Genomic DNA, 24,500 nt, shown 5'->3' on the forward strand with positions numbered 1-24,500 from the left:
TGCTCTGATGCTCCCTTCCTGTTATTTATTCAATTTGGTAATTCTTCCTTCAACCGCTGGATTTAATTCTTTCTGTTCTTTGATGTAGCTGATTAAAGCATCAAGGTCGACGATATCCACAGTGCGGTTCTTGCCGTTTAAAAGGGCGCTATAGCCGTCTCCGCCATCAGCCATATAGTTGTTTACCGTCACAGAATATTCCTGCTCTGCAGCAATTGTTGTTCCATCGTTCTTCACTAAAGAAACGATCCGATCTCCAGCGGCTCTCGAAGAATCATACGTCACCTTTAAACCGGAAACATGCATGATTCTTTCTTTTGAACCCCACTGCTGTTCAAAAAGTTCTTTAATCTGCGCACCGGTCAATGTCAATGTCACAAGGTCATTTCCGAATGGCTGTACCGTAAAAGCTTCTTTCCACGTAATATCTCCCGCATCAATGCCTGCACGGACGCCGCCTGAGTTCATGAAGGCAAAATCAGTATTGGTCTGTGCAATCATGGAGTCTGCAATCAGGTTCCCCATCGGAGACTCTCCGTCAGCATTTACATCCCTCGAAATGCCAGTTGAAGTATGGCCGATAACCTCATTTAAAATTGGAGCTGCATCAGCAATATAAGCATCCAGCATTTCCTTGATTTCAGCATCTGGCTCAATATCACGTGTGGCGTTTACGATTTCAGCTTTTTTAGCAACAACATCTCCGGAAACCGGATCAATTGTTAAATCCACATCAGAGAAAGCTGTACCATATGAATAGGATTGAACAAGCAATTTTCCGTCTACTACAGTGTTTGTGTACTTATGGTTATGCCCGCCAAACATCACATCCACTTCATCATCAACCGCATTTGCAATTTCTGCGAGTTCTTCTTGAGGATTAGCCCCATCCAGATCAGACACTGCAGGATTGTGAGTAATGACCACAATCGATTTAATGCCTTGCTCCTTTAGCTCTGCCGTGTACTTGTTGATTGCTTCCGCTTCGTCTGTGAATTCTACTCCAGCTGTTCCGCTGGGCGTTACGATCCCAGGAGTATCGGAATAGGCAATACCAATAAATCCGATAGGCACTCCATTTACTTCTTTAATAACATATGGATCAAGGATGGGTTCCTTTGTTGTTTCATCGACTACATTTGCTGCAACATACGGAAAGTCTGCTCCTTCAAACTCACCATACTTCTCCACCGTTTTAGGATGGGCACCGCCATTGATAAGACGGAGCATTTCATCTACCCCTTCATCGAATTCATGGTTTCCGACTGTACCTATATCAAAACCGATCTCATTAAGCATATTAATGGTTGGCTCGTCCTGAAGAAGGGCAGAAACAGGGGAGCTCGCCCCGACTGCATCACCGGCATGCAGCATGATTGTATTGGGGTTCACTGCTTCTCGCTGTTTTAAATGTGAAGCTAAATATTCGACTCCACCCGCATTCAAGCCGGCATTAAATGTATCAAGCTGGCCATGGAAATCATTGATGCCCAAAAGCTGGACTTCAAAAGGCTTTGGCTCCGGAAATTGAAGTGAATACTTCGAAAAGCCATTGCCTGCTTCACCGGCGTAGCCGATTCCGCTGCCTTCAGCAATTGCATTCTTTGCATCCGGTGAAGATTCGAACGTTACATTTACTTCACCGGCAACCGGTGCAAATGACCAATTGGCATCTGCAGAAGGATCGATGGTTTGTTCTTCACGGATATAATCAATGATTGCCTGGCGGTTTTCATCCGGATAAAGCTCTACTGCTGTGTTGTTTCTAACTCCAGGGAAAGTGCCGCTGGCCCGATAATTATTTGTCACAACAATGAATTCCTGATCTGGATCAATAGGTGCTCCGTTATACTGAAGATTTTTGATTCTGTTTGCATCAGCATTAACCTGCTTGCCATCCTTATCATACTTAGCAGGTTCTGTTACATCTATCTCATATGTCACACCATCGATTACATCATAGTTATAAGTAGGGAAATCATTATTAATAAGTGACTGTTCTCCTGCTTCATTTTCTTTTATCTGATTGAACTGTCCTGCAGACATTTCAAGCCATTCTTTCACATCTGCTCCTTTAATTTTTACCGTAGCGACTGTATTCGGATACAGGTATAGATCAGCTACATTCTTGATGGCGATTGTGCCTTCAGGAATATATGTGTAATAGCTCGCCCCGTTGCGTCCGCCTGCTTTAAAAGGTGCTCCCGCTGAAAGCACTGGTGTATTTTCATCCGGTGTTCCTATTAATTGCTTCTCGATATACCACTTTTGTGCATTCGTTACAATTTGAATGGAAGGATCATCTTTTACAAGTGCAAAATAGCTGTGGATATCCGCTGTTGTTTCCCCAACAGGCTGGCGGACATAATTCACGGTTCCTTCATGCTCTTCCTTTACAGCTTTCAAAATATCAGGATCTGCATCTGCAAGGCTTTCCTTAACGGTCGCGCCGGATTCATTTTTATAGCTTCTGAAAATAGACCTTAAAGATGACTGGGAATCCTTCACCTGCCACTTGCCCTTTACCTTGGCAATGGTCAGGTCCATAACGCCAAGCCGGTTGCCCCAGCTGCCCGGCATGATGAACGGCACCCCGTTGACCGTTCCCTTTTCTGTATTTACTCCAGGAAGATCGGTGAAATCTCCCGGAAAATTCTTATGGTTGTGTCCGGAAATGACTGCATCAATACCTTCTATTTTTGTTAAGTCGTAGGCTGCATTCTCTTCCATTTCCGCATATGCAGCATCCCCCATACCGGAGTGTGCAAGCGCAATGATAATGTCCGCACCTTCTTCTTTCATTTTAGGAATATTAGCTTCTACTGATTTTACAATGTCTTTCGTGATGATTTTTCCATCAAGATTGGCTTTGTCCCATTGTGTAATCTGCGGAGTCACAGCACCGATAACCCCAACCTTAATAACCTGTTTTCTGCCTTTTTCATCAACCACTTTTTTCTTGATGATTTTATATGGCTTAAAATAATTTTCATCGTTTTCCGGATTTTGATCGTGGTCATCTTTGTAGACATTGGCATTCACATAAGGAAATGGCGAATCATCCAGGACCTCATCCAGATAATCGAGCCCATAATTGAATTCATGGTTTCCTACCGTAGCGGCATCATAATCTAATAGTTCCATAGCTTTGAAAACAGGGTGCATTTCCCCATCCTCAAGCTTATCTACTTTTGCTTTATAATCGCCAAGCGGATTTCCCTGTATTAAGTCGCCATTGTCGAATAATAATGTATTCTTTGCTTCTTTTCTTGCCTGTTTGATTAAGGTAGCTGTTTTAGCCAGTCCAAATTCAATGGTTTCTGCATCTTTATAGTAGTCATAGTTATAAAGGTGTGTATGTATATCTGTTGTTCCCAGTATCCGAAGGCTTACTTCATGGCTGAATTCATGTTCCGGATTCCCTATATGATCAGGCTTTGCTGCCATTACAGAATCATATGAAACAGGAGCTGCCAAGACAGATAGGGACATAGTTGCAGCAAGAATTGTTTTACCTAATTTGCGCGCAGGGTTTTTCAAATGGATACATCTCCTCGATATTAGTAGATTAGGATGATAACATTCATAATTCTATCTATTTTTAGACTTATTTGAGAATGAGCAATTAGGAGCAATTCGTGTGGCAATTTATAATTTTATGTAAAAAACAATTTCTAAATACCTAAAAAACAGCACCCTCAAAGGATGCTGCATCATTTTAAATAGTTATTATAATAGAGATTAATAATTCCTATCTCCGCCCTCAGCCTTTTCCTTCAGCTCATTTGCAAGAAGGGACAGGCTTTCGGTTGTATGATTAATTTCCTGAATGGACTGAACAATGCTGTCGAGGTCTGTTTTATTGCGGCCGAACATATCCAGATACTGTTCCATTTCCATTTTCACTGTAACAAGCCCGCCTTTAACCTGCTGAATCTGAGCTTGTGATTCTTTTGTTGAGAGATTCATGGAGTTCATTGTATTAACCAGCACGCTGATTTGATTGTCGCTTTTTTCGATTTGTTCCTTGATATGGCTGCTCATTTTCTTAGAGTTTTCTGCCAGTTTCCTCACTTCGGTTGCCACTACGGCAAATCCCCGGCCTTCATCACCCGCCCGGGCCGCCTCAATCGATGCATTCAGTGCCAGCAGATTCGTCTGATCGGCAATATCCTCAATCCCTTTTGTCATCGTGATAATTTGCTCAGAGATTCCTTTCAATGCTTCAATTCCGCTCATAGACTGCTCCACATCCTGAAGAACATTATTGAATGCGTGAACCATCTCGTCCATTTGGGTTTGGTTGAGATTAGTCAGGTTCAGCAGATTTTTGCTGCTTTTTTGCGTTGTTTCGGTTTCACTGCGGATTTGATCAGCTTTTAAGCTTGTCTCATGGATTGAAGCTTCCGTCTGCTGGACCGAGGCTGCTACTTCCTGGCTGATCGAGTTTAATTCTTTTTGCAGCTGAGCATTCGAATCATTTAACACATTGAGTTCATTCATTCTGGCCTGCAGATAATTTTCAACGACAAGCTGGGAATCTAGATTGATGATATGAGTAAGAGCCAGAAGTGCATTGGTCAGCTTCTCAGGATCCTGGTGGAGTTCCGCCGCTATCTTAGGCACCAATAAGGTATTAATGGCAGAGTACGTCGCCAGAAACCACTCGACTGGGAGACCGGCTCCGTTATGGGTATTGCCAATTCTCGTTCTCATGGCAAAGTATTCATCATCCAGGTTACCGCTTAATAAACTCTGGAAATACCGGACAAAAACGCCATATAACCTTTCCCTGCTTGTATTATTTTCAGCAATCCTCTTTAATGGAGGCTGTTTATAAAGATGATCCAGAACTTTCTGAAGCAATTCATCCAGCACGAGTGAAATCACCGGGTTCAGATCCTGAAGTGTTTCAAGATGCTTCTTTGAAAAGCCCATGTACCACAATCGTTCAGAAATACGCTGATCTTTTACTTCAACTGTTTCCTCTAATCCTGGAAAGTTCATTTCCGGCTGAAATAATGAAGGTGGATTCTTCTTTTTTAATTGAAATAGCATAGTCGTGTCCCTCCGGCTCTTTAGCCATTTTGTACATGTTTTGTATATATTATGTATAATAAGTAGGTAAATAGCAACTATTAACTCTCTGCTTATATCGGCTAATAGTCCTAAATATAAATAGAGGATGTACATTAAAGGTACATCCCCTAAAATCCTTTTATTCTGCTGTCTGCTCTATCGGAATCGTAAGGTTCACAATTGTCCCTTTTCCCTCTTCACTTTCAAATATGATTCCCGCCTTGTGTTCATCCATAATCTGCTTGGTAACCATCAGGCCCAGTCCGGTTCCATCCGGTTTAGTTGTATAAAATGGATCCGCTACCCGATCCATATTTTCAGCACTGATTCCGCAGCCTTCATCTTTAATGCTGATCAGAACGCAGTCATTCTCCGCCATTTTAGCCGAAATCAGGATCGTGCCGCCTTCTGTCATAGATTCCATCGCATTTTTGATCAGATTAATAAAAGCCTGCTTCAGCATATGTTCGTCACAATGAACTTTAGGAAGGGATTTCAGATTCTCTGTTTCAAAACGGATATTCTGATTGGCTGCCTGTTCTTTAATAATCATGAGGACGTATTGAATCACTGCATTCAGTTCAACCCTTTTAAACATAGGCAGCCTTGGTTTGCTCAGAATCATAAGGTCATCTGCAATCAAATTAATGCGGTCGATTTCTTCAATCATAATTTTATATCGATCCTTATCTTCAGGGTGTTTTTCCATCTGCAGCTGAGTAAACCCTCTTAATGCTGCTAAAGGATTTCTCACCTCGTGGCCCACTGCCGAAGCCATCTGTCCGACAGCAGCCAGCTTTTCCGTCTGGCGGAGCTCCTGGAAAACATGTGTCAAGGAGTGAATATATGAATAAAAGCGGTTCAGCAGAACATAGGAAACACTTGAAAAAATGATCAAAAGCACAATTGGCACCATTACCTTCTGGCTGCTCAGTATAAAACCAGCAATAAGGTACTTCGCAACCATGCCTCCGGTTACAATCCAAAAATAGCGCTTATTCACAAAAATCGGTGCAAATATAATAAATAAAAGTTCGACTGCGCTCCCGCTCTGAAATTCCTTCGACTCACCAAAATAGATAAGCATGCTGTTACTAAAATCTATCAGAAAGAAACCTGCAAAAAATAAGTATTTTACCTGAAAAGGGCGTTTTGTCCTGATTAGATACACCGCTAAGGGCAAGAGCAAGATAATGGCCAGGTAATACACCCATCCAAGCCCGCCATTTGGCAGTCCGATAATGCCGCCTGTATTGAGGGGGAGCAGATAATAATAAAATAAGTCATAAAGTGTTAAAATAATATAAAACAGCCAGATAAAAAGGGTAACTGCTTTTGTTTCTTCTTTTATCAAAGTATCTTGATTAAAGCCTTTCATTTACATGCTCCTTGGTAACTCTATTAATAATATGCCTTTAGCACTATTATATACGTTTGTGTCGAAACATGTATATTATGTTATATTCTTAAACTTCAAAAAACCGGCCCTGGTATATCCAGGCCGGTTTGTGTATAACAGCTAGGGTTTTAAGATTACTTTAATGCAGTCATCTTCATGGTCATTAAAAATCTTATATGCACGATCTGCTTCTTCGAGCGGAATCTGATGAGTAATGATTGACTTTGGATCAAATTCCTTTTTCGTGATTTTTTCGAACAGCTCAGCCATATAGTGCACCACAGGGGCTTGCCCCATTTTAATGGTAACATTTCTCGAGAAAAATTCCTCCAGCGGGAACATATTGTATGTGAGCCCGTACACACCTGTCAGCTGGACGGTCCCAAATTTACGTACGGCTTTCGTCGCAATTTGGATCGGGCCAAGCGTTCCGCCCTGCAGCTTCAGCTTCTGTTCAATTTTTTCCACTGCGGATTTCTTTCCGTCCATGCCCACACAATCGATGACCACATTAGCTCCGCCCTGGGTAATTTCTTTTAGATAAGCACCCATGTCATCATATTTCGTGAAGTCATATACCTCCACATCATTGGTGAGTTTGGCGTGATTCAGACGATAATCAAGATGGTCGACTGCTATTACCCGTTGAGCCCCTTTCATCCAGGCAAATTTTTGGGTCATTAAACCGATGGGGCCGCAGCCGAGGACGACGACTGTATCTCCCGCTTTTACACCTGAATGCTCCACACTCCAATAAGCTGTCGGCAGCACATCCGATAAAAAAAGCAGTGACTCATCCTCCAGCTCGCATGATTCAGGTATGACAAAGGGCATGAAATTGCCAAATGGCACCTTTAAAAACTCTGCCTGGCCGCCCGGATGGTTTCCATATTTCTCGGTATAGCCAAAATATCCGCCTGAATCGTTATGGGGGTTAGAATTATCACATTGGCTTTCCATATCATGCTGGCAGTAGAAGCAATGCCCGCACGAAACATTAAATGGGATGACCACCCTGTCGCCTTTTTTTACCCTCGTCACATCTGGTCCTGTCTCCTCAACGATTCCCATCGGTTCATGCCCGATAATATACCCGGGCCGCAAAGGCATGTTTCCCTGATATAAGTGAAGGTCCGATCCGCAAATGGCTGTTGACGTGATACGGATAATAACATCATCGCGTTTTTCAATTCTGGGATCCTCCACATTTTTCACTTGAATATCTTTTGCTCCCTGGTAAGTAACAGCTCTCATGCTTCACACTCCTTAAATGACTTAGTAGGCTATACCCTCAACACGGTTAACTAACACCATTTATATCCATTCAATGAATTGAAATTTTTTCTAAAAAGTTAAATCTCTTAAAATTCCAAATAAATAGTACGAAAGACCGGTTTAATTATTCTGAATTTTGTAAATATAATAGAGTCACAGCTTTTCCGGCTGTGGTCAATACATATTTTGAGAGGGGATTTTGAATGAAGAAAAAAAGAATGATTGGGTCAGCAGTATTAAGTGTGGCAATGGGGCTTTCTGTATTTGCATCAGGGGCATTTGGCCAGCAGGTTGAGAGCAATGAAACCTACCGGGTCGTTATTCAGGGACCAAGTGCGGAAAAGGCAAAGGCAAAATCGAACTACGGAGTACGGTGGGATTTTGGACAGAAAGGTTTTACTACAACAGTCAATGCTAAACAGTATCAGGCACTTTTAAAAAATAAAAACTTAAAGATTGATAGAGTTGATGAAGTTAAGAATGCACCTGTGACAGCTGCAAAACCTGGATCGGGGGCTGCATCAGCTCCGGCAGACGGTACACCTTGGGGAATTGAGGCCATTTATAATGACAGCTCCATCCAAAGCACTTCAGGCGGAAATGGGGTAAAAGTTGCCGTGCTGGACACAGGGGTAAATACAGCGCATGCTGACCTTGCTGGACAAGCTGAACAGTGTAAAGACTTTACACAAAGAAAGACACCTTTAATTGACGGAAGCTGCGGAGACAAGAACGGACACGGCACACATGTTGCGGGTACTGTACTGGCTCATGGCGGCGCTAACGGACAAGGCGTTTATGGGGTGGCTCCAGACGCAGATCTCTGGGCATATAAGGTGTTAAATGACAGAGGATCAGGGTATTCTGATGACATCGCCGGAGCTATTAAGCATGCGGCCGATGAAGCGGTCCGCACAGGATCTAAAGTGGTCATTTCCATGTCATTAGGTTCAAGCTCTAAAAGCACATTGATTGCAGATGCAGTTGATTACGCCTACAGCAAAGGTGTCCTGGTAGTGGCTGCTGCCGGAAATGATGGTCCTGCCGATAACACGATTGGCTATCCTGGCGCATTGGTGAATGCTGTTGCAGTGGCGGCTCTTGAAAATGTTCAGCAAAATGGATCCTACCGTGTTGCAGATTTTTCATCACGGGGCAATCCTGCAACTGATGGCGACTTCGTGATTCAGGAGCGTGATGTTGAGGTGTCTGCACCAGGCAGAGCGATTGAATCCACATGGTATGATGGCAGCTACAGCACAATCAGCGGCACATCCATGGCTACGCCTCATGTATCCGGATTGGCTGCTAAGATCTGGGCCCATAATCCATCCATGACCCATGCACAGCTTCGCACCGAGCTTCAAAGCCGGGCCAAGCAAAATGATATTCTTGGCGGAACAGGAGCTGCCACTGGAGACGATTATGCGTCAGGCTTTGGCTTCCCTCGTGTAAAGTAAGAGAATAATAGAAAGGCTTGGACATTTACGGTCCAAGCTTTTTTGTGCTCTGATTTATTTATAATTACTGCAAAACAGCCTGCTTTTTCTGCTTTCTGTCATATATAATTTTGGACAGGCTCACGCTAGCCTCATACAGCAGCAGGAGAGGCAATGTAACCAGTATATCTGAGATGAAATCAGGCGGTGTAACTAATATGGCCACCACAATCAGTGCGAAATAGGCATACTTCCTTATCTTCTGCAGCGAATAGGGATTGAGTATGCCAAGACTGGTCAGGAACATAATCACAACCGGAAGCTCGAACAGAAAGCCAAATGGCAGTGTTAAATGCAGCACGAATTGAAAGTATTTTTCCGTTGTAAAAAAGGCGGTGAACATATCTCCGGATAAGGTCACTAAAAAATTCAGAACCAGCGGCAAAAGGATGAAATATCCAAATGCTATACCGGTAATAAACAGCAAAAATAAAGCGGGAATATAGGATAAGGCCACCTTTTTCTCCATTCCGGTAAGCGCCGGACTGACGAACAGCCAGATTTGATGGGCAGCTACCGGGATGGCGGCAGCAATGGCGACTACAGACGCAAGCATGAAATAGACCCATAAAATCTCAGAGGGGCCGAGAACAGCCAATTTAAAGTCCAGATCCCTAACCAGCCACTGGTAAATGTCGCTGACAAAAATAAAGGATAGTGCCAAGAACGCTATAAAGACAGCAGCTATAATCATCAGCCTCTTCCGGAGCTCCTCAAAATGCTGGAGAACATTTACTGCCTCATTGTTCATATTAATCACCTCAATATAAAAGGAAGGAAGATAACTCTCCCTCCCCTATTCATTCTTACAGCAATTCTTTTTTCTTATCTTCCGGCTGTTCGTCTGAAACAAGTTCGCGTGTGGATTTCTTGAATTCCTTCAGGGTGGTGCCGAATGCTCTCCCGATTTCAGGAAGCTTGGATGGGCCGAAAATGATCAGCGCCAGCACTAGAACAATAATCAATCCTGGTATCCCGATATTTGATAGCATAGTAACCTCCTAGTATTTGAAGCCTGTAATCGCTACAACCCCCGGACGCGGCATGGTGTCTCCCTTGCGATGCGGCCATTTGCTTGTCAGATTGTTCAGGTCTTCCGTCTCTTCTCCCGGGTGCTGAATGGACAGGAACAGGGTTGTTTCGTTTGGTGTAAAGGATGGTCCAGTCAGTTCTGCTTCAACGGGAGCTGAAGCAAACTGAAAGGCTTCACCTGTATTTTTTCCGATCGTCGGGATGACAAACATGCCATTGTTGGCGAAATGCGTGTAGATTCCTGTATTCAGCTTGCTTGACGACATATCTGTAACAGTCCAGAGATTGCCAAGGCTATCGAAAGTCAGATTGTCAGGTGCACTGAATCCGCTCTGTTTTCCGCCGGCTGCGAAGATTTCAAAATCAAAAGTAAGTGCCCCCAGATCATCTCCCTCTTCGATAAATCTGGTAATATGGCCGTGGAAGTTGCCATGTTTATCATTGTTGGTGTGGGCAATGAATACCGTTTTATCGAACGGGCTGATTTCCACATCTTCCGGACGGTCAGTCGGCGTTCCGCCAACAAGCAGAGCTGCTTCATGGCAGTGAACAGCCACATCAGCCTGCGTTTGGAATTTCTTTAAAAGATCTGCGTTCCCTTTGGCGGCTTTCTGTACATTTTCAATCGTTAATGGCACCCATTTTCCGCTGCCCATATTAGCCACATAAAGTGTCCCTTCTTCAAGAAGGTCTGCATTGGCTTTTCCGCGGGACTTTACATATTTATTTTTGCTGATGAACTTATACACGCATGCATCTTTTTTATCATCACCCATATATACCACAACCCGATTGTCATTGCTCAGGCCGACTGCTGCATTTTCATGGTTGAAACGACCAAGGGCGGTGTGCTTGCGCGGCTTAAAATTAGGATCAAACGGATCGATTTCCACAATCCAGCCATAATGTGTATCATTTAATCCCGCATCCTTAGAGGTAGATTCGAAATTTTCCTCAGCTGATAAAACCGTGCCCCACAATGTCATGCCGCCGGAACAATTGGCAAAAGTCCCCTGTACATTCGTTGCACCGCCCACTGCTTTTGAACCTTTGGCAGGACCTGTAAGCTGGAACGGTGTCAAGCCTGTAATACGGCGGGCATATTTGGAATCCGTATCCATTTTCCAGGTACCTTCTTTATCACGGTATACCTCGATTATCGATCCACCCTGGTTATAAAGCATTTTCTGAATTTGCGCTGCGGTATATTTGCCATTTGCCGGCCTTGCACCATGAACAAATAGATCACTTGAATATTCATGATTCACCCATAATAGACCGCGCTTGTCCTTATCAATTGGAAAATATAATGTAAAGTCATTGTTAAAGCCGAATGTATCGCCTTTTTTATTAATGACATCTCCATAGGCTGCCACAACATCGTATTTGTAACCACGAGGCAAAACAAGGTCATCTGTATCTGTCGGATCAATCGGCTTAAAATTTAAACCAGAGATTTTTTTCTGAAATCCGAATAATTGGGAGGCTGCCTCCACACCCTTAGCTTCCGCTTTTGGAACCATTGCCCCCAAACCTGTCGAAGCTACAGTCAATGCTCCCACACCTGTACCTACATACGTTAAGAACTTGCGGCGATTTAATTCAGTCATCCTCAGCACCTCTTCTTTTAAAATGTTTGCATCGTATTTATGTACCAAACCCAAGTACAATACTAAAAGACGAATATTAAGATAATGCTAAGAAATAACCTGAATATTGTAAAAGTAATATAAAGATTGTAAAAAAAATGCCCGGCATCAGCCGGACATCTATTATCTTTCTATTAAGATACTTTTTCTTCCTGAGGCTTGTATTCCTCTTCCCAATACTCAGCATTTTTAATGCCAAGCTTCTTGGAATTGAATACTGGATCAAGACCTTGCTTCTTCTGGGCCTCGTAATCTTTCAGTGCAATCAAAGCCGGTTTTCTTAAGATAACGATGGCAATCAAGTTCAGCCAAACCATTAGTCCCAAGCCAACATCTCCAAGTGCCCACGCCAGGCCTGCTGTTTTAACAGCACCATAGAATGTCGCAGCAAGTAAGACAATCTTCAGAATAAACATCGCCAGCTTGCTGTTCTTGCCGCTTATCAGGTAAGCTACATTTGTTTCAGCCATATAATAGTAGGCCATAATGGTTGTGAAAGCAAAGAAGAAAAGAGAAACAGCAACGAATCCGGCACCGAAGCCTGGAAGCACAGATTCAACAGCTGCCTGTGTATAACCAGGTCCAGCTTCCACTCCTGGAAGGTTTTCTACAATTGGAGTCTTTCCATCAGCACCGACTGTATTGAACATTCCAGTGAATAGGATCATGAAAGCTGTTGCCGAACATACGAATAGCGTATCAATATATACAGAGAATGCCTGTACAAGACCTTGCTTGGCAGGGTGGGAAACCTCAGCAGCTGCAGCAGCATGCGGGCCTGTACCCTGACCAGCTTCGTTCGAATAAATTCCGCGTTTTACACCCCATGCGATCGCACTTCCGATAATTCCCCCAAACATGGAGTCTGCGCCAAAGGCACTGCTGAAGATTAACGAAAAAACGCCAGGCAGCTCACCAATGTTCATGGCAATAATAATTAAAGCGACTAAAATATATCCCACTGCCATAAAAGGGACCGTATATTGAGCTACAGTTGCAATACGCTTAACACCGCCGAAAATAATCAAGGCAAGTAAACCGATAATAATAAGGCCTGTTACTGTTTTGTCTATGCCAAACGCATTTTCCATTCCAAGCGCAATTGAGTTTGACTGGATGCCAGGCATTAAAAGTGCCATAGCAAGCAAAGCAGAAATTGCGAAAAGGACGGCAAACCATTTAATTCCGATTCCCTTTTCAATATAATAGGCCGGACCGCCTCGGTATAGCCCGTCTTTTTTCACTTTGTAAATCTGAGCCAGCGTTGATTCAACGAACGCACTGCCTGCTCCGATAAAAGCAATGGCCCACATCCAGAATACAGCACCAGGACCACCCATCGCGATGGCAGTGGCAGTACCTGCAATGTTACCAGTTCCTACACGGCCGGAAAGAGCAATAGATAAGGCCTGGAAAGACGAAACGCCCGCTGCGGAACTTTTCCCTTGAAACATGAGCAGTACCATATCCTTGATATGGCGGACCTGTAGAAATCGAGTTAAGACTGAGAAGAACAACCCTATTGCAAGACAGATGTAGATAACAGGTGTACTCCATAAAATACCGTTTAGCTGATTAACAAAAGCTTCCAAACAACTTCCCCCTTTTTAGAATATATTCTGAATCTTTTTCCTATTAGGAATTATAGAATAAATACTGTTATAAGACAATGTTTTTTTAACGGACTGTGGTAATAATGTCATAGATTTTTCTGGATTCCCTGAGTAAAGCGGTTTTTATCATATTTGAGAGGATATATAAAAATTAGAGTGATAGCATAACCCTTCCTATTTTTTGTAATTTTCGTTATTATATATTTAGGGAAACGAAACGTTGACCGGAAAGAAGTGTTTCAAATATGGTAAAACAAACGAAAAGAAATTTAATGATTATGTGGTTTGCCAATTTTTTTGTGGCAGGCAGCATGACGATGGTGCTTCCCTTTATTTCGTTATATATAGAAAGTTTTGGCGACCATTCTCCTACCTATGTGCAGCATTGGTCAGGGTGGACGTTTGCGATTACATTTGTGACTGCGTTTCTTTTTTCACCTGTATGGGGAAGAATCGGGGACCTTTTTGGGCGCAGGAAAATATTGATTCTGTCCGGAATCGGCATGGGGATATCCATCTTCCTGATGGGATATGTGACAAACGTGTGGCAGCTGTTTTTTCTCAGGCTGTTTACGGGAATTTTTACAGGCTTCATCGGAATGTCACAGGCGTTTATTTCCACGCAGACTCCGAAGGAAATTGCCGGCAGGGTGATGGGGACACTGCAGACCGGAAGCATCACAGGTTCATTGATGGGCCCTCTTCTCGGCGGAGTCCTTGCAGATTTATTCGGATTTTCAGATACCTTCAAATGGACCTCCATCGCCATCTTTGTTTCCGCTTTTCTTGTCTTTTTCACAAAAGAACACAGAATCCAAACTCAAAAGGGCGAGAAAACGCGGTATTCAAGCAAGGCGGTCATTCAGCATATTATCAGTAATCCCGTCCTTCTGACAGTTATGCTGATATCAACGCTTGTTCAAATCGCACACTTCAGCATCCAGCCTATCCTATCCCTATATGTCAGTGAATTGCACGGACCGGAAAATCTGGCGTTTTTTGCGGGAATTGCTTTTTCAGCTGCAGGGCTTGGCAATCTTCTGATGGCCCGGCAGTGGGGGAAAATCGGGGACCAGCATGGCTATATAAAAACATTGGTTATTCTCCTCTTCCTCGCTGGCGTGTTTTATCTGCCGGGCGGATTTGTCTCAAACATGTGGCAGCTTGTTCTAGTCCGCTTTGCGCTTGGTGTTACCATCGGGGGCATCATCCCTGTTCGGATTGCTTATATTCGCCAGGAAGCGCCCGTTGCCATGCAGGGTGAAGTGCTTGGCTACAACACAAGCCTCCGATTTTTCGGGAATATTATCGGCCCCGTCATCGGCGGCTTGATCTCAGGCTATTTGGGTTTTTCTGCAGTCTTCGTAGTCACAAGCTTCCTGCTTATCCTGAGCGGACTGATTCTGCTTGGTGCCATGAACCGTCATCCGAAGCTGGCGAAGGATTCCTATTAAATGAAAATGAAGCCGGCATCTCTGCTGGCTTCATTATTTTCTCGCTGCATTGCTTGCGATATGGACAGCATCCCAGACACCCGCAAACGGCGGGGCATAACAGAGATCCACCATGCCAAGCTCTTCTGCTGCCATTTTATTGTGGATGGCAACGGCAAATACATCGATTCGAAGGACCACTCCTTTATTTCCAATGGCGTGGGCTCCGAGAATTCGGTTTGTTGCTTTCTCACAGATCAGCTTGATCCAGATAGGAGTCTGTTTCGGATAGTAGTCCGGATGATCAGCTGCTTTCACAAATTCGGTTGTGTACCTTATACCAAGCTTTTTGGCATCTTCCTCGGAAAGCCCCGTTCTTCCAAGCTCCATATCAAAAATTTTAATCGCGGCACTTCCCAGGGTTCCCACATATTTTTCATGACTGCCGGCTATATTGGCCCCAGCCAGACGGCCGCACTTGTTCGCGTTTGTTCCAAGCGGGATATAATCATTTTCTTCAAGCACCTTGTGATAAACCTGTGCGCAGTCCCCCGCAGCATAAACACCTTCAATATTTGTCCGCATTTCACGGTCGATGATAATGGCACCATTTTCGGCCATCTCTATTCCCGATCCTTCCAGAAACTTCGTAGCAGGCTTTACACCTACAGCAACAAGCACTAAATCTGCTTTATAAGTGCCTTTATCCGTTTTGACACTTTGCACTTTCCCATTGCCGCTGAAGCTTTCCACCTTTTCACCCAGGTTCAGTTCTACACCGTGATCACGAATTTCTTTTTCAGCGATATCGGTTATTTCCTTATCGAAAGGAGCTAAGATTCTCTCACCCATTTCAATAACCCGCACATTTTTGCCAAGGGTTTTCATCGCTTCAACCACTTCAATGCCAATATAGCCGCCGCCGACGATGACGACATTCTTCACTCCTGGTTTGCGGGAAATTTCTTTTAGTACCATCCCATCTTCCATTGTTTTCAGCACATGAACATTCTCGAGATCGGCCCCCGGAAATGGGGGCATGATCGGAAACGTGCCAGTTCCAATCATCAGCTTATCGTATGTATCCGTAAATTTTTCTCCTGATGCAAGGTCTTTAACCGTTACTTCCTTTTTGTTTGTATCCACTTTTAAAACTTCATGCTGCAGATACGTTTTAATGTTCCTCTCAGCAAATTGCTCCTGTGTTCTTGCGATCATTTTACGATAATCATCATTTTCGCCGGATATATAATACGGAAGACCGCAGGCACCGTAGGATAAAAATTTTCCTTTTTCATAGACGGTAATTTCCGCTTTATCGTCCATTCTTCTTAATTTCGATGCGGCTGACATACTTGCAGCCACCCCGCCAATAACCAGCAGTTTCATCGGAATCTCTCCTCACGTTTCAATAAGGTATTCAAGATAGGTTTCGTTAAAAGGGTTAAAATATACAAGATTGCTATACCCTTATAGCTATCCCTTTTTGGCTATTTTAAAACGTTTTTTAGGACTTCTTCCGTTACTCTCCGAACAATATTTTCGATCATTTCTTCTGGCAGGCCGGGAGCCGTCCGGATTTTCTTTTCACTTTTCGGAACCGGTACTCCTCCTGTTTTAATGCCCATTTTCTCCCGGATTGAGATCAGCTCTGCAATTTGTCCAGTGCTCAGTTCGTTTGACTTTTGAATGATGTGTTCGGAATACATCAGCATAAGTGCATAGTGTTCCAGTGATTCCATCCGGAAATAGGCCTCTGTTATATCCCTGCCCCAGGTTAGTGCGCCATGATTCGCTAAAAGGACAGCATTGTAATTCCTGCAGTATGGGGCAATGGAATCCGGCACTTCCTGTGTTCCGGGAGTGGCATACGGGGCTACGGGCACTTTGCCAAGCAAAACTACCGCCTCCGGAGAAACGGGTTTTTCAAGACTGGTTCCGGCTATGGCAAATGATGTGGCCACAGGAGGATGGGCATGGACAACAGCCTTTGCTTCAGGGTTTTCCTGATACACTCTGAGGTGCATCTTTACTTCTGAAGACGGCTTCATCTTCCCTTCCAGTATATTGCCTGAAAGGTCCATCTTAACCATCATATCCGGTGTCATAAACCCTTTGCTCACTCCGGTTGGTGTTGTCCAGAGTTCAAAGCCATTCACTTTAATGGAAATGTTTCCATCGTTTGCAGCAACGAAGTTTTTATTGTATATTCTTCTGCCGATTTCGCAGATGAGTTCCTTTGCTTCCTGGTCATCAAGATATGTATTATTAACAGCCATGGCTGTCAGCTCCCTTCCTAATTCACATCCACTCCTTATTGTATATTCAAAATTAATTTGTTTCAGCATTTTCTATTAGTTTTCATGTTTCGCTAAAATTTGATCATTTCCGCGGAAATATTATAAAACCGCCTGATCCGAGATCAGACGGTTTTCGGGGGTATGATGATGTTCGTTTATTTTACGCGAGGGTATCCGAAGCCTGACGCATAGTCATCACCAGTTGCTGCTCCGTATCCGCCTTTTATGTCATATTGCTTGGCACGATTTTGAAGCTCTGTGCGAAGCTGAGTATGGCTCATGGATGGGCTGGATGACCAAATTTTTGCTGCAAGCCCTGCTACGTGAGGTGTTGCCATGGATGTTCCGCTGATCGTGTTATAGCCTCCGTTATACCACGTAGACTCGATGCTTGCACCAGGTGCAGACACTTCCACGTCTTTTTCCTGAATGACATAGTCACCGTCCGTGTTAGGATTTCCGCGGGATGAGAAGTTGGCTACACGGTATGTACCGTTTTGCTGAACGTTTTCAAGAGCTGCAACCGCGACCGCATTCTTTAAAGCTCCAGGATAGCCGATTGTATTAGCGCTGTAGCCTGAGTTTCCTGCTGCGGCAACAACAAGAACACCTTTGCTGTATGCGTAATCAACCGCACTGCTGATGAGGGAATCCTTGCTGCTTGAACCAAGGGACATATTAATGACCACTTTAGAACCAGTACGGGATGCTTCGTCAGCTACGTGGCGGATTGCTCCTGCGATATCATCTGAATATCCTGAACCATTGTCTCCAAGTACTTTATAAGCCCACAGCTTTGCCTGTGGAGCCACTCCATAAATACCCTGGCCATCATATCCTCCATGTGCTAAAACCGTCCCGGCTACATGTGTGCCATGGCCCTGGCGATCCGTACATGAACCATTTACAATCGGAGTGGATTGAGTGAAGTCCTTACACTGCTCCGCAGAGCCTTCCAGGTCAATATGGCTTGTATAAACGCCTGTATCAAGAACAGCAACCTTAATGCCGCTTCCGCCTGACGTACTCGTAATGCTGCTGTTATTATAGATGGAAGCAATTCCCCATGGTGTCTGATCACTAGGATATCCTGCTGCCTGAATAGAAACTGAATCTTTCTTGGACGCCTCAGTTCTGGCAGTATCAAGAGTAACTTCGCTTACTTTTTCAATCTTTAAGTTCTTATTTTTCAGGAGTGCCTGGTATTGCTTAGCATTAACCTCTGCAGTCATGCCATCGCTGCCAAAATCCCAGCGCTTGTCCACCTGTGAATTCACACTGGCTTTAGCATTTGCCGGACCCTGGATCAATACCCGGTAGGTTTCGTTTTGGGTCTCAGGTTCTTTTGCGAATGCCCCCGCTGTGAAAACTGATAAACCCATTGTCATACTTAGAAGTGCTGCTCCTAATGCCCTTTTTTTCTTCATCCTTTTTCTCCTCTCGACTCTATATTTTTCTGTCGTTTCTTGTTGTATTTAAAGTATATTTAAAATATTCAAACTCTAACAATATGCTAAATTATTTAATTATCAGACTTTAGAATCAGGTACAGAAACATAGTTTTTCAAAAAGTATCAGGCATTTTGGAGGGTTTACAAATAGATTCTACTATTCACCTGTTGTTTTTTTCATAAATTTTCCAAAAATGAAGGGGTTACCCCAAATAAATTAGTACATTCGATTGATAAAAAGAGTTAAATTACACTCTGTTTTTATCGTAATCAGGGATATTTTCCTAGTTAAACGCTTTAAAGATATGAAGTATAGAAGTGCAAGCATGAAAATGCCTCCTGACCACTTGGCCTGGAGGCTGTATTCTTCCTATTTAAACATCTTAGACAGACTTTCAGTGAACGGTGCATAAGCTATGCCATTCTCCGTTATTATGCCTGTAATCAGTTCATTATCTGTTACATCGAATGCGGGATTATAGGTTTTTACACCTTCTGGCGCCATCGGCTTTTCGTACCATTTAGAAGTAATTTCTTCTGAATCTCTTAATTCTATATGGATATCGTCCCCTGTTTTGCATGCGAGATCGACTGTGGACAGCGGAGCACAAACATAGAAAGGTATATTATAATGTTTCGCAAGAATCGCAACGCCGGATGTTCCAATCTTATTGGCTGCATCACCATTGGCTGCAACACGGTCACAGCCAACAAGCACAGCTTGAATCTTGCCTTCTTTCATGACGATGCTTGCCATATTATCGCAGATCAGTGTAATATCGACACCTGCTTCTTCGAGCTCCCATGCAGTCAGGCGTGCCCCCTGCAGAAGCGGGCGGGTTTCATCGGCGTATACTTTAAAATCATATCCCTTTTCCTGCCCTAAATAAATTGGAGCTAGAGCTGTCCCATATTTAGCGGTCGCAATTGTACCGGCATTGCAGTGTGTCAGTATACCCCATCCACGCTCAAGTACAGAAAGTGCGTGCTGTCCGATCGACTCGCACACCTTTTCATCCTCAGCGCGTATTTTTTCTGCTTCCTTTTTTAGGGCTTGCTTTACTTCAGCTGCTGCTTTGCCTTCTTCCTTCTGGAAACGGGCTTCCATGCGGTCGAGTGCCCAAAAAAGATTAACCGCAGTTGGCCGTGATGACGCCAGGTATTCCTTCGCCTTTTTAAAATCCTGATAAAGTTCCTCATAGCTCGCTGCCGCTGATTGCTTTGTGCCCAAATAGACACCGTAAGCCGCCGCTATTCCAATGGCAGGTGCACCTCGGACCTTTAAATGATAGATTGCATCCCAAATATCCTTTAATTCTTTCAAATGCAAAAAGTTCTTTTCATTCGGCAGAACTGTTTGATCTAATAGAATGAGCGTATCGTTTTCATCATCCAATCTGACAGACTGGATGACATCAACTGGTTTTCCCATCATGCTGCCTCCTTTAGAATCTTTTTTCACAGTCTTTTAGAACACGTACAAAATCTGCTCCTGTTTTAAAAGATTCCCTATCCATAATAAACATTTTTCCGGCTGCCAGACAAATGTTTTCCGCTGCAGCTCTGCTGCTGTAATCTTCAATGGATGTGACATCCTTTACAGATGCCAGCCCGATAATTCTCCTGCACAGCTCAAGTCCTGTGACGGCTGCTGTATCACGAAGGATTGTATCCAGGTAGTATTCCTTAAAGCCTTTATAGCAGGCTGTTTGTTCTTGTGCCTTCTCATCCCAGGCCTGCAGGAATTTCGTTTGGAACAAGTCGATAATATCTTCCATTGTGTTTTCAAGATACCCAAGCTGATCGGTTCTTGCTTCACCTTCTGAGATGGTATATTTCGCGTTCACATAGGCGAAAATCAGGTTGGCAATCACATTGCCGGCATCGTATCCGGCCGGGCCAAAAAAGGCGAACTCAGGATCAATGATTTTAGTAGAATCTTCTTTTACAAAAATTGAGCCTGTGTGCAGATCACCGTGCAGCAGGGACTGGGCATTGGTCATAAACTCAAATTTTAGCTTAGCAGTTTCAAGCTGAAGCTTTGGATCCTCCCAAATTTCCTTTTTGGCAAATTCCCTGGTGCCTTCAAACACTTCATTTCTCGCACAGTCGTAAAACGGTTCTGTAAAGACGAGATCCTCTGAAATTTCGCACAATTCCGGGTTGATAAACTTTTTGACGAGCTCTTTCTTTTCCTTATGACCCATTACGACATCTGAAGTAAGCAATAAGGTATTTACCAGAAAAGTCGAGATATGGTCAGCAAATAGCGGGAATTTTTCATGCTGCATTAAGGCTGTCCTCATAATAGTGTAATCTGACAAATCCTCCATTGCGGTACAATTCATTATGGGATCGTAGCTAAACACTTGTGGCACGAAACCTGGAGCGAGCTTGTTTTGCAGATCGAGAATTTCGTATTCAATGCGGTTGCGGTCAGGTGACAGCTTAAATTCATCAGATATTCTGGCAACCGGTCCGGCCTGTTTGATAATCAGAGACTTCTTGTGTTTATGGTCAGTCAGCTTGAAAACATAGTTTAAATTGCCATCGCCAATTTCCCTGCAGTCCAATTCAGCATCTGGAGCAAAATAATTCAGCCTTGTTTTGGCATATTCAATAGCTTCCTGTTCAGTCATTGTAAAATAAGCGGATGTAAAAACAGTCATACAAAAAGCCTCCCATACGAATCTTTTTAATAGTATCTATAATTTTGTCAATTTAATATATTGGAAAATATCTAAATACTATCATGTGACTTGTGGTTCGACAATTGTTTTTTTAAAAGAAAAGCGGTTGCGTCCTGCATGCAAACGCTGAAGCTGGACAGTTATCACAGTTCAAATTTCCCATTTTCTAATTTAATAAAAAAAAGCCGCTCTATGAGCAGCTTCTTTCATTACAGTTATTTAATGCTTCTAATCGCCTGCAGGACGTTCGAGTATACTTCAAGGGATGACAAGTCAATGCCAAGGACAACGGCACTTTTTGCCAAATCCGGTCTGACGCCTGTTGCAATGGTATTGACACCGATTAGCTGGAGAATATTACGGATATCAAAAATATGATTGGCAATTTCAACATCTATATTCACCGTGCCGGAAAAATCGATAATTAAGGTTTCAATTCCCAGCTGACTTACCCGAGGGACTGTCTTCTCAATGATAATTTGAGCTCTGTCATAGTCTATGCTTCCGATCAATGGAAGGATTGCAATGCTGTCCTGGATCGGTACAATAGCTGCAGACAGCTCGTTTACCTGGGATTGTGTCTCTTTTAATTGTTCCTCGGAGTGCCGTTCAAAGGCAAATACGGTCTCATTAACGCTGATATCCAGCATAAAGTTCACTTTTTTAATAATGGAAATAATCTCATCAGCCGTTAATTCAAACTTTTTGCCAATATTGTTGAATCTATCAGTAAAAACGAGGCGGGTGTCCGGATACCGGATGACGATATCAGAAATTTTCCCTCCCTTGGAGGCAGCCCGTTCGCCATTTCCTTTGCTCCATTCAACCAATCCTTCAGGAATCATATCATCATTGCTAGCAATCATGGTTCCCAGAAACTTCATAAACTCCACATACATCGAAACGGCAGCCTCAAATTCCGGTTTGGGAATTTCGAAACCAAATCGTTTTACGATTTCTTTGACGAGTTCTTCAGATAAAACCTCTGCATTTTGAGTAAGATACGCTGAAACTTTATGAATAGGCTCCATTTATGTATATATCTCCCCTCTTATGTCTTGCTTCGATTATATCCTACTATATCTTTAAAGTGACAGAATGGGAAATAAATAGGAGGATTTCCCTAATGGGAAAGACTGCTGTTTTCAAGCTTTTTATAAATACTGAGTGCCTCTATTAAAAATTCCCGATCATACCCTGTCTTTTCATGAATCCGGACCGCCCATTCTTCAATTGATTCCGCAGGGGCATCATGGTACAGGCCTTCTGTGGTACTGAGGAAACTTTTCCAGTTGTAAAATTCCCAGTGTGCGGTTTCGTTTTTATAGGAAATCCGCTGTTCCAGCAAAGCTTTTGGATAAATCGTGTTTTGCGATCGTTCAGCTGCTTCCAGGAAAATGTTCATGTCTGCCGGATCCGTATCATAACTCTGCCGCGATACTTTTCCGTTTGGGCGGTGATAGGAAATTTCCAGCTGTCCGCGTTCAGATGAAACCTGGACATCTGCTGCCGGGAAAAATCCGCTTATTTTTTCGGGAGTAAAATCCCGGGCCATTGAATCAATTAATATGGGCTGCAGCCATTGGTCCCCAAGATCACATAGAAATCGGCGACCCTCTTCATCCACCGCCACCACTGCAGCATGGGCAGAAGTATTTTTTAATTCGTGGCCAACCGGATAGGCCTGAATTCCCGCCTCCTTAAATTCGTGCAGAAGCCAAATCGCGAGGTCAAAACAGTTTCCGGTAATGCCATATTGGGCACGGTGCTCCTTCATTAAAGAAACATCCCGCTGCTTTTTTGTTCCTGCTTTATCGTAAAACCATGCTTTTGTCAGAGTTTCCATCGGAAAGCGATCAAAGATTCTCCAGACTGACATTATTGAATGGGGTGCGTTCAACCTCATCATCCTCTCCTATATGTACCTTTTTACTATTCTTTTTCCATTGTAAAATTCCTCTTCCTTTTGTTTAGAAGGCAAATTATGATAGAGTATTTTCAGTAGAATACATATAGAGGAGGCTTCATATGGCTAAGTACAGAGGATACATAGGCACATATACAAAGAGTGAAAGTGAAGGGATTTATTCATTTATTCTGGATACAGAGGCAGGCAGAATTTCCGATGTAAGGATTGCAGCGCAGTTGGATAATCCCACCTATCTAACAATCAGCCTTGATAATCAGTTTTTATTCTCGGTAGCCAAGGAAGGCGAATCCGGCGGAGTGGCTGCGTATCGTCTTGACAGCAGCGGTTCGCTTGAGAAAATCAACAGCCAGGTTTCTGCCGGCTCCCCTCCATGTCATGTCAGTGTGGATTCTTCCGTGCGCAATGTTTTCAGTGCAAACTACCATAAAGGGACAGTCGAGTCTTACTTAACAAATGAGGACGGCTCTTTAAATCCTGCTGTTTCAGTTATGAAGCATAGCGGATCAGGTCCTGACAGCAGGCAGGAAAAACCGCATACTCACTATGCTGGACTTACTCCGGACGAAAAGTATTTAGCTGCAGTTGACCTGGGAACAGACCAGGTGATTACGTATGAAGTAAATGAAGGCATTCTAAAGGAAAATAGCACCCTGGCCGTTAAACCTGGGAGCGGACCCAGACACCTTGTGTTCCATCCAAATGGCAAGTATGCCTATGTGATGACCGAGTTTAGCTCTGAAGTTCTTTTACTTCAGTATCATGAAGATGGAAGCTTCGTTCAAAAGCAGGCTATAACCACCCTTCCGGAAGGTTTTAAGGAAAATAACCAGGGAAGCGCCATTCATATCTCTTCCGACGGCCGCTTCGTTTATGCCGGCAACCGCGGGCATGACAGCATTGCTGTTTTCTCCGTGAATCAGGATAATGGAGAGCTTGCATTTGTGGAGCATACCTCTACAGAAGGAAACTGGCCGCGTGACTTTGTGCTCGATCCAACCGAAAAATTTGTAATAGGCTCGAACCAGAATTCCAGCAGCATTGTTTTATATTCTCGTGATGAGACGACCGGAAAGCTTACATTGCTTCAATCTGATGTGAAAGTGCCGGATCCGGTTTGTGTGAAGTTTTTACATGTATAAGAAAAGGGGTG

The 24,500-nt window shown here is 43.5% G+C and carries 18 protein-coding genes; 3 read left to right on the forward strand and 15 right to left on the reverse strand.

Features of this window, described 5'->3' with window-relative positions:
• Nucleotides 1-21: 21 nt before the first annotated feature.
• The 4 genes from NYE23_RS16585 to NYE23_RS16600 form a co-directional block, all read right to left on the reverse strand.
• A complete protein-coding gene (locus tag NYE23_RS16585) occupies nucleotides 22-3,540 on the reverse strand; it encodes a bifunctional 2',3'-cyclic-nucleotide 2'-phosphodiesterase/3'-nucleotidase (RefSeq protein ID WP_341079364.1) in 3,519 nt (1,172 codons plus the stop codon).
• A gap of 201 nt (nucleotides 3,541-3,741) precedes the next feature.
• On the reverse strand, nucleotides 3,742-5,058 hold the full coding sequence (locus tag NYE23_RS16590) for a globin-coupled sensor protein (protein ID WP_341079365.1): 1,317 nt from the start codon (nucleotides 5,056-5,058) through the stop codon (nucleotides 3,742-3,744).
• Between the two features lie 160 nt (nucleotides 5,059-5,218).
• Nucleotides 5,219-6,457: an ATP-binding protein gene (locus NYE23_RS16595; RefSeq protein ID WP_341079366.1), complete on the reverse strand. Its 1,239-nt coding sequence runs from the start codon at nucleotides 6,455-6,457 to the stop codon at nucleotides 5,219-5,221.
• Between the two features lie 141 nt (nucleotides 6,458-6,598).
• Complete coding sequence (locus NYE23_RS16600; RefSeq protein ID WP_341079367.1) at nucleotides 6,599-7,732, reverse strand: zinc-dependent alcohol dehydrogenase; 1,134 nt, start codon at nucleotides 7,730-7,732, stop codon at nucleotides 6,599-6,601.
• 224 nt (nucleotides 7,733-7,956) lie between these two features.
• Here NYE23_RS16600 and NYE23_RS16605 point away from each other — a divergent pair, with 224 nt between their 5' ends.
• Nucleotides 7,957-9,213: a S8 family peptidase gene (locus NYE23_RS16605; RefSeq protein ID WP_341079369.1), complete on the forward strand. Its 1,257-nt coding sequence runs from the start codon at nucleotides 7,957-7,959 to the stop codon at nucleotides 9,211-9,213.
• Between the two features lie 64 nt (nucleotides 9,214-9,277).
• Here the strand turns inward: NYE23_RS16605 and tatC are convergent, their stop codons facing one another.
• From tatC to NYE23_RS16625, 4 genes are all read right to left on the reverse strand, one after another.
• Nucleotides 9,278-10,003 carry a twin-arginine translocase subunit TatC gene (gene tatC, locus NYE23_RS16610; RefSeq protein ID WP_341079371.1) on the reverse strand — a complete coding sequence of 242 codons (726 nt, stop codon included), beginning with the start codon at nucleotides 10,001-10,003 and terminating at the stop codon, nucleotides 9,278-9,280.
• A 55-nt stretch (nucleotides 10,004-10,058) separates the two neighbouring features.
• Nucleotides 10,059-10,244, reverse strand: a complete 186-nt coding sequence (locus NYE23_RS16615; RefSeq protein ID WP_035326193.1) for a twin-arginine translocase TatA/TatE family subunit — start codon at nucleotides 10,242-10,244, stop codon at nucleotides 10,059-10,061.
• A gap of 9 nt (nucleotides 10,245-10,253) precedes the next feature.
• A complete protein-coding gene (locus tag NYE23_RS16620; protein ID WP_341079373.1) occupies nucleotides 10,254-11,894 on the reverse strand; it encodes a PhoX family protein in 1,641 nt (546 codons plus the stop codon).
• Nucleotides 11,895-12,067: 173 nt separating this feature from the next.
• Nucleotides 12,068-13,525: an alanine/glycine:cation symporter family protein gene (locus NYE23_RS16625; RefSeq protein WP_341079375.1), complete on the reverse strand. Its 1,458-nt coding sequence runs from the start codon at nucleotides 13,523-13,525 to the stop codon at nucleotides 12,068-12,070.
• A 266-nt stretch (nucleotides 13,526-13,791) separates the two neighbouring features.
• Here NYE23_RS16625 and NYE23_RS16630 point away from each other — a divergent pair, with 266 nt between their 5' ends.
• A complete protein-coding gene (locus tag NYE23_RS16630) occupies nucleotides 13,792-15,000 on the forward strand; it encodes an MFS transporter (RefSeq protein ID WP_341079376.1) in 1,209 nt (402 codons plus the stop codon).
• A 33-nt stretch (nucleotides 15,001-15,033) separates the two neighbouring features.
• Here the strand turns inward: NYE23_RS16630 and NYE23_RS16635 are convergent, their stop codons facing one another.
• From NYE23_RS16635 to NYE23_RS16665, 7 genes are all read right to left on the reverse strand, one after another.
• Nucleotides 15,034-16,368 (reverse strand): CoA-disulfide reductase, encoded by a 1,335-nt coding sequence (locus tag NYE23_RS16635; RefSeq protein WP_341079378.1) that lies wholly within the window; start codon nucleotides 16,366-16,368, stop codon nucleotides 15,034-15,036.
• 101 nt (nucleotides 16,369-16,469) lie between these two features.
• On the reverse strand, nucleotides 16,470-17,258 hold the full coding sequence (locus NYE23_RS16640) for a class II aldolase/adducin family protein (protein ID WP_341079379.1): 789 nt from the start codon (nucleotides 17,256-17,258) through the stop codon (nucleotides 16,470-16,472).
• Between the two features lie 176 nt (nucleotides 17,259-17,434).
• Nucleotides 17,435-18,706 (reverse strand): S8 family peptidase, encoded by a 1,272-nt coding sequence (locus tag NYE23_RS16645; RefSeq protein WP_341079380.1) that lies wholly within the window; start codon nucleotides 18,704-18,706, stop codon nucleotides 17,435-17,437.
• A gap of 394 nt (nucleotides 18,707-19,100) precedes the next feature.
• Entirely contained in the window at nucleotides 19,101-20,162 is a 1,062-nt protein-coding gene (mtnA, locus tag NYE23_RS16650) for an S-methyl-5-thioribose-1-phosphate isomerase (protein WP_445662604.1), read from the reverse strand.
• A gap of 13 nt (nucleotides 20,163-20,175) precedes the next feature.
• Nucleotides 20,176-21,399 (reverse strand): S-methyl-5-thioribose kinase, encoded by a 1,224-nt coding sequence (gene mtnK / locus NYE23_RS16655; protein WP_341079382.1) that lies wholly within the window; start codon nucleotides 21,397-21,399, stop codon nucleotides 20,176-20,178.
• 236 nt (nucleotides 21,400-21,635) lie between these two features.
• Entirely contained in the window at nucleotides 21,636-22,451 is an 816-nt protein-coding gene (locus NYE23_RS16660) for an STAS domain-containing protein (protein WP_341079383.1), read from the reverse strand.
• Nucleotides 22,452-22,543: 92 nt separating this feature from the next.
• Entirely contained in the window at nucleotides 22,544-23,326 is a 783-nt protein-coding gene (locus NYE23_RS16665) for a hypothetical protein (protein WP_341079384.1), read from the reverse strand.
• Between the two features lie 122 nt (nucleotides 23,327-23,448).
• On the opposite strand from NYE23_RS16665, the gene NYE23_RS16670 reads away from it, so the two are divergent.
• On the forward strand, nucleotides 23,449-24,489 hold the full coding sequence (locus tag NYE23_RS16670; protein ID WP_341079385.1) for a lactonase family protein: 1,041 nt from the start codon (nucleotides 23,449-23,451) through the stop codon (nucleotides 24,487-24,489).
• Nucleotides 24,490-24,500: the final 11 nt, after the last annotated feature.

This window comes from Cytobacillus sp. FSL H8-0458, assembly GCF_038002165.1.
Classification (GTDB): domain Bacteria; phylum Bacillota; class Bacilli; order Bacillales; family Cytobacillaceae; genus Cytobacillus.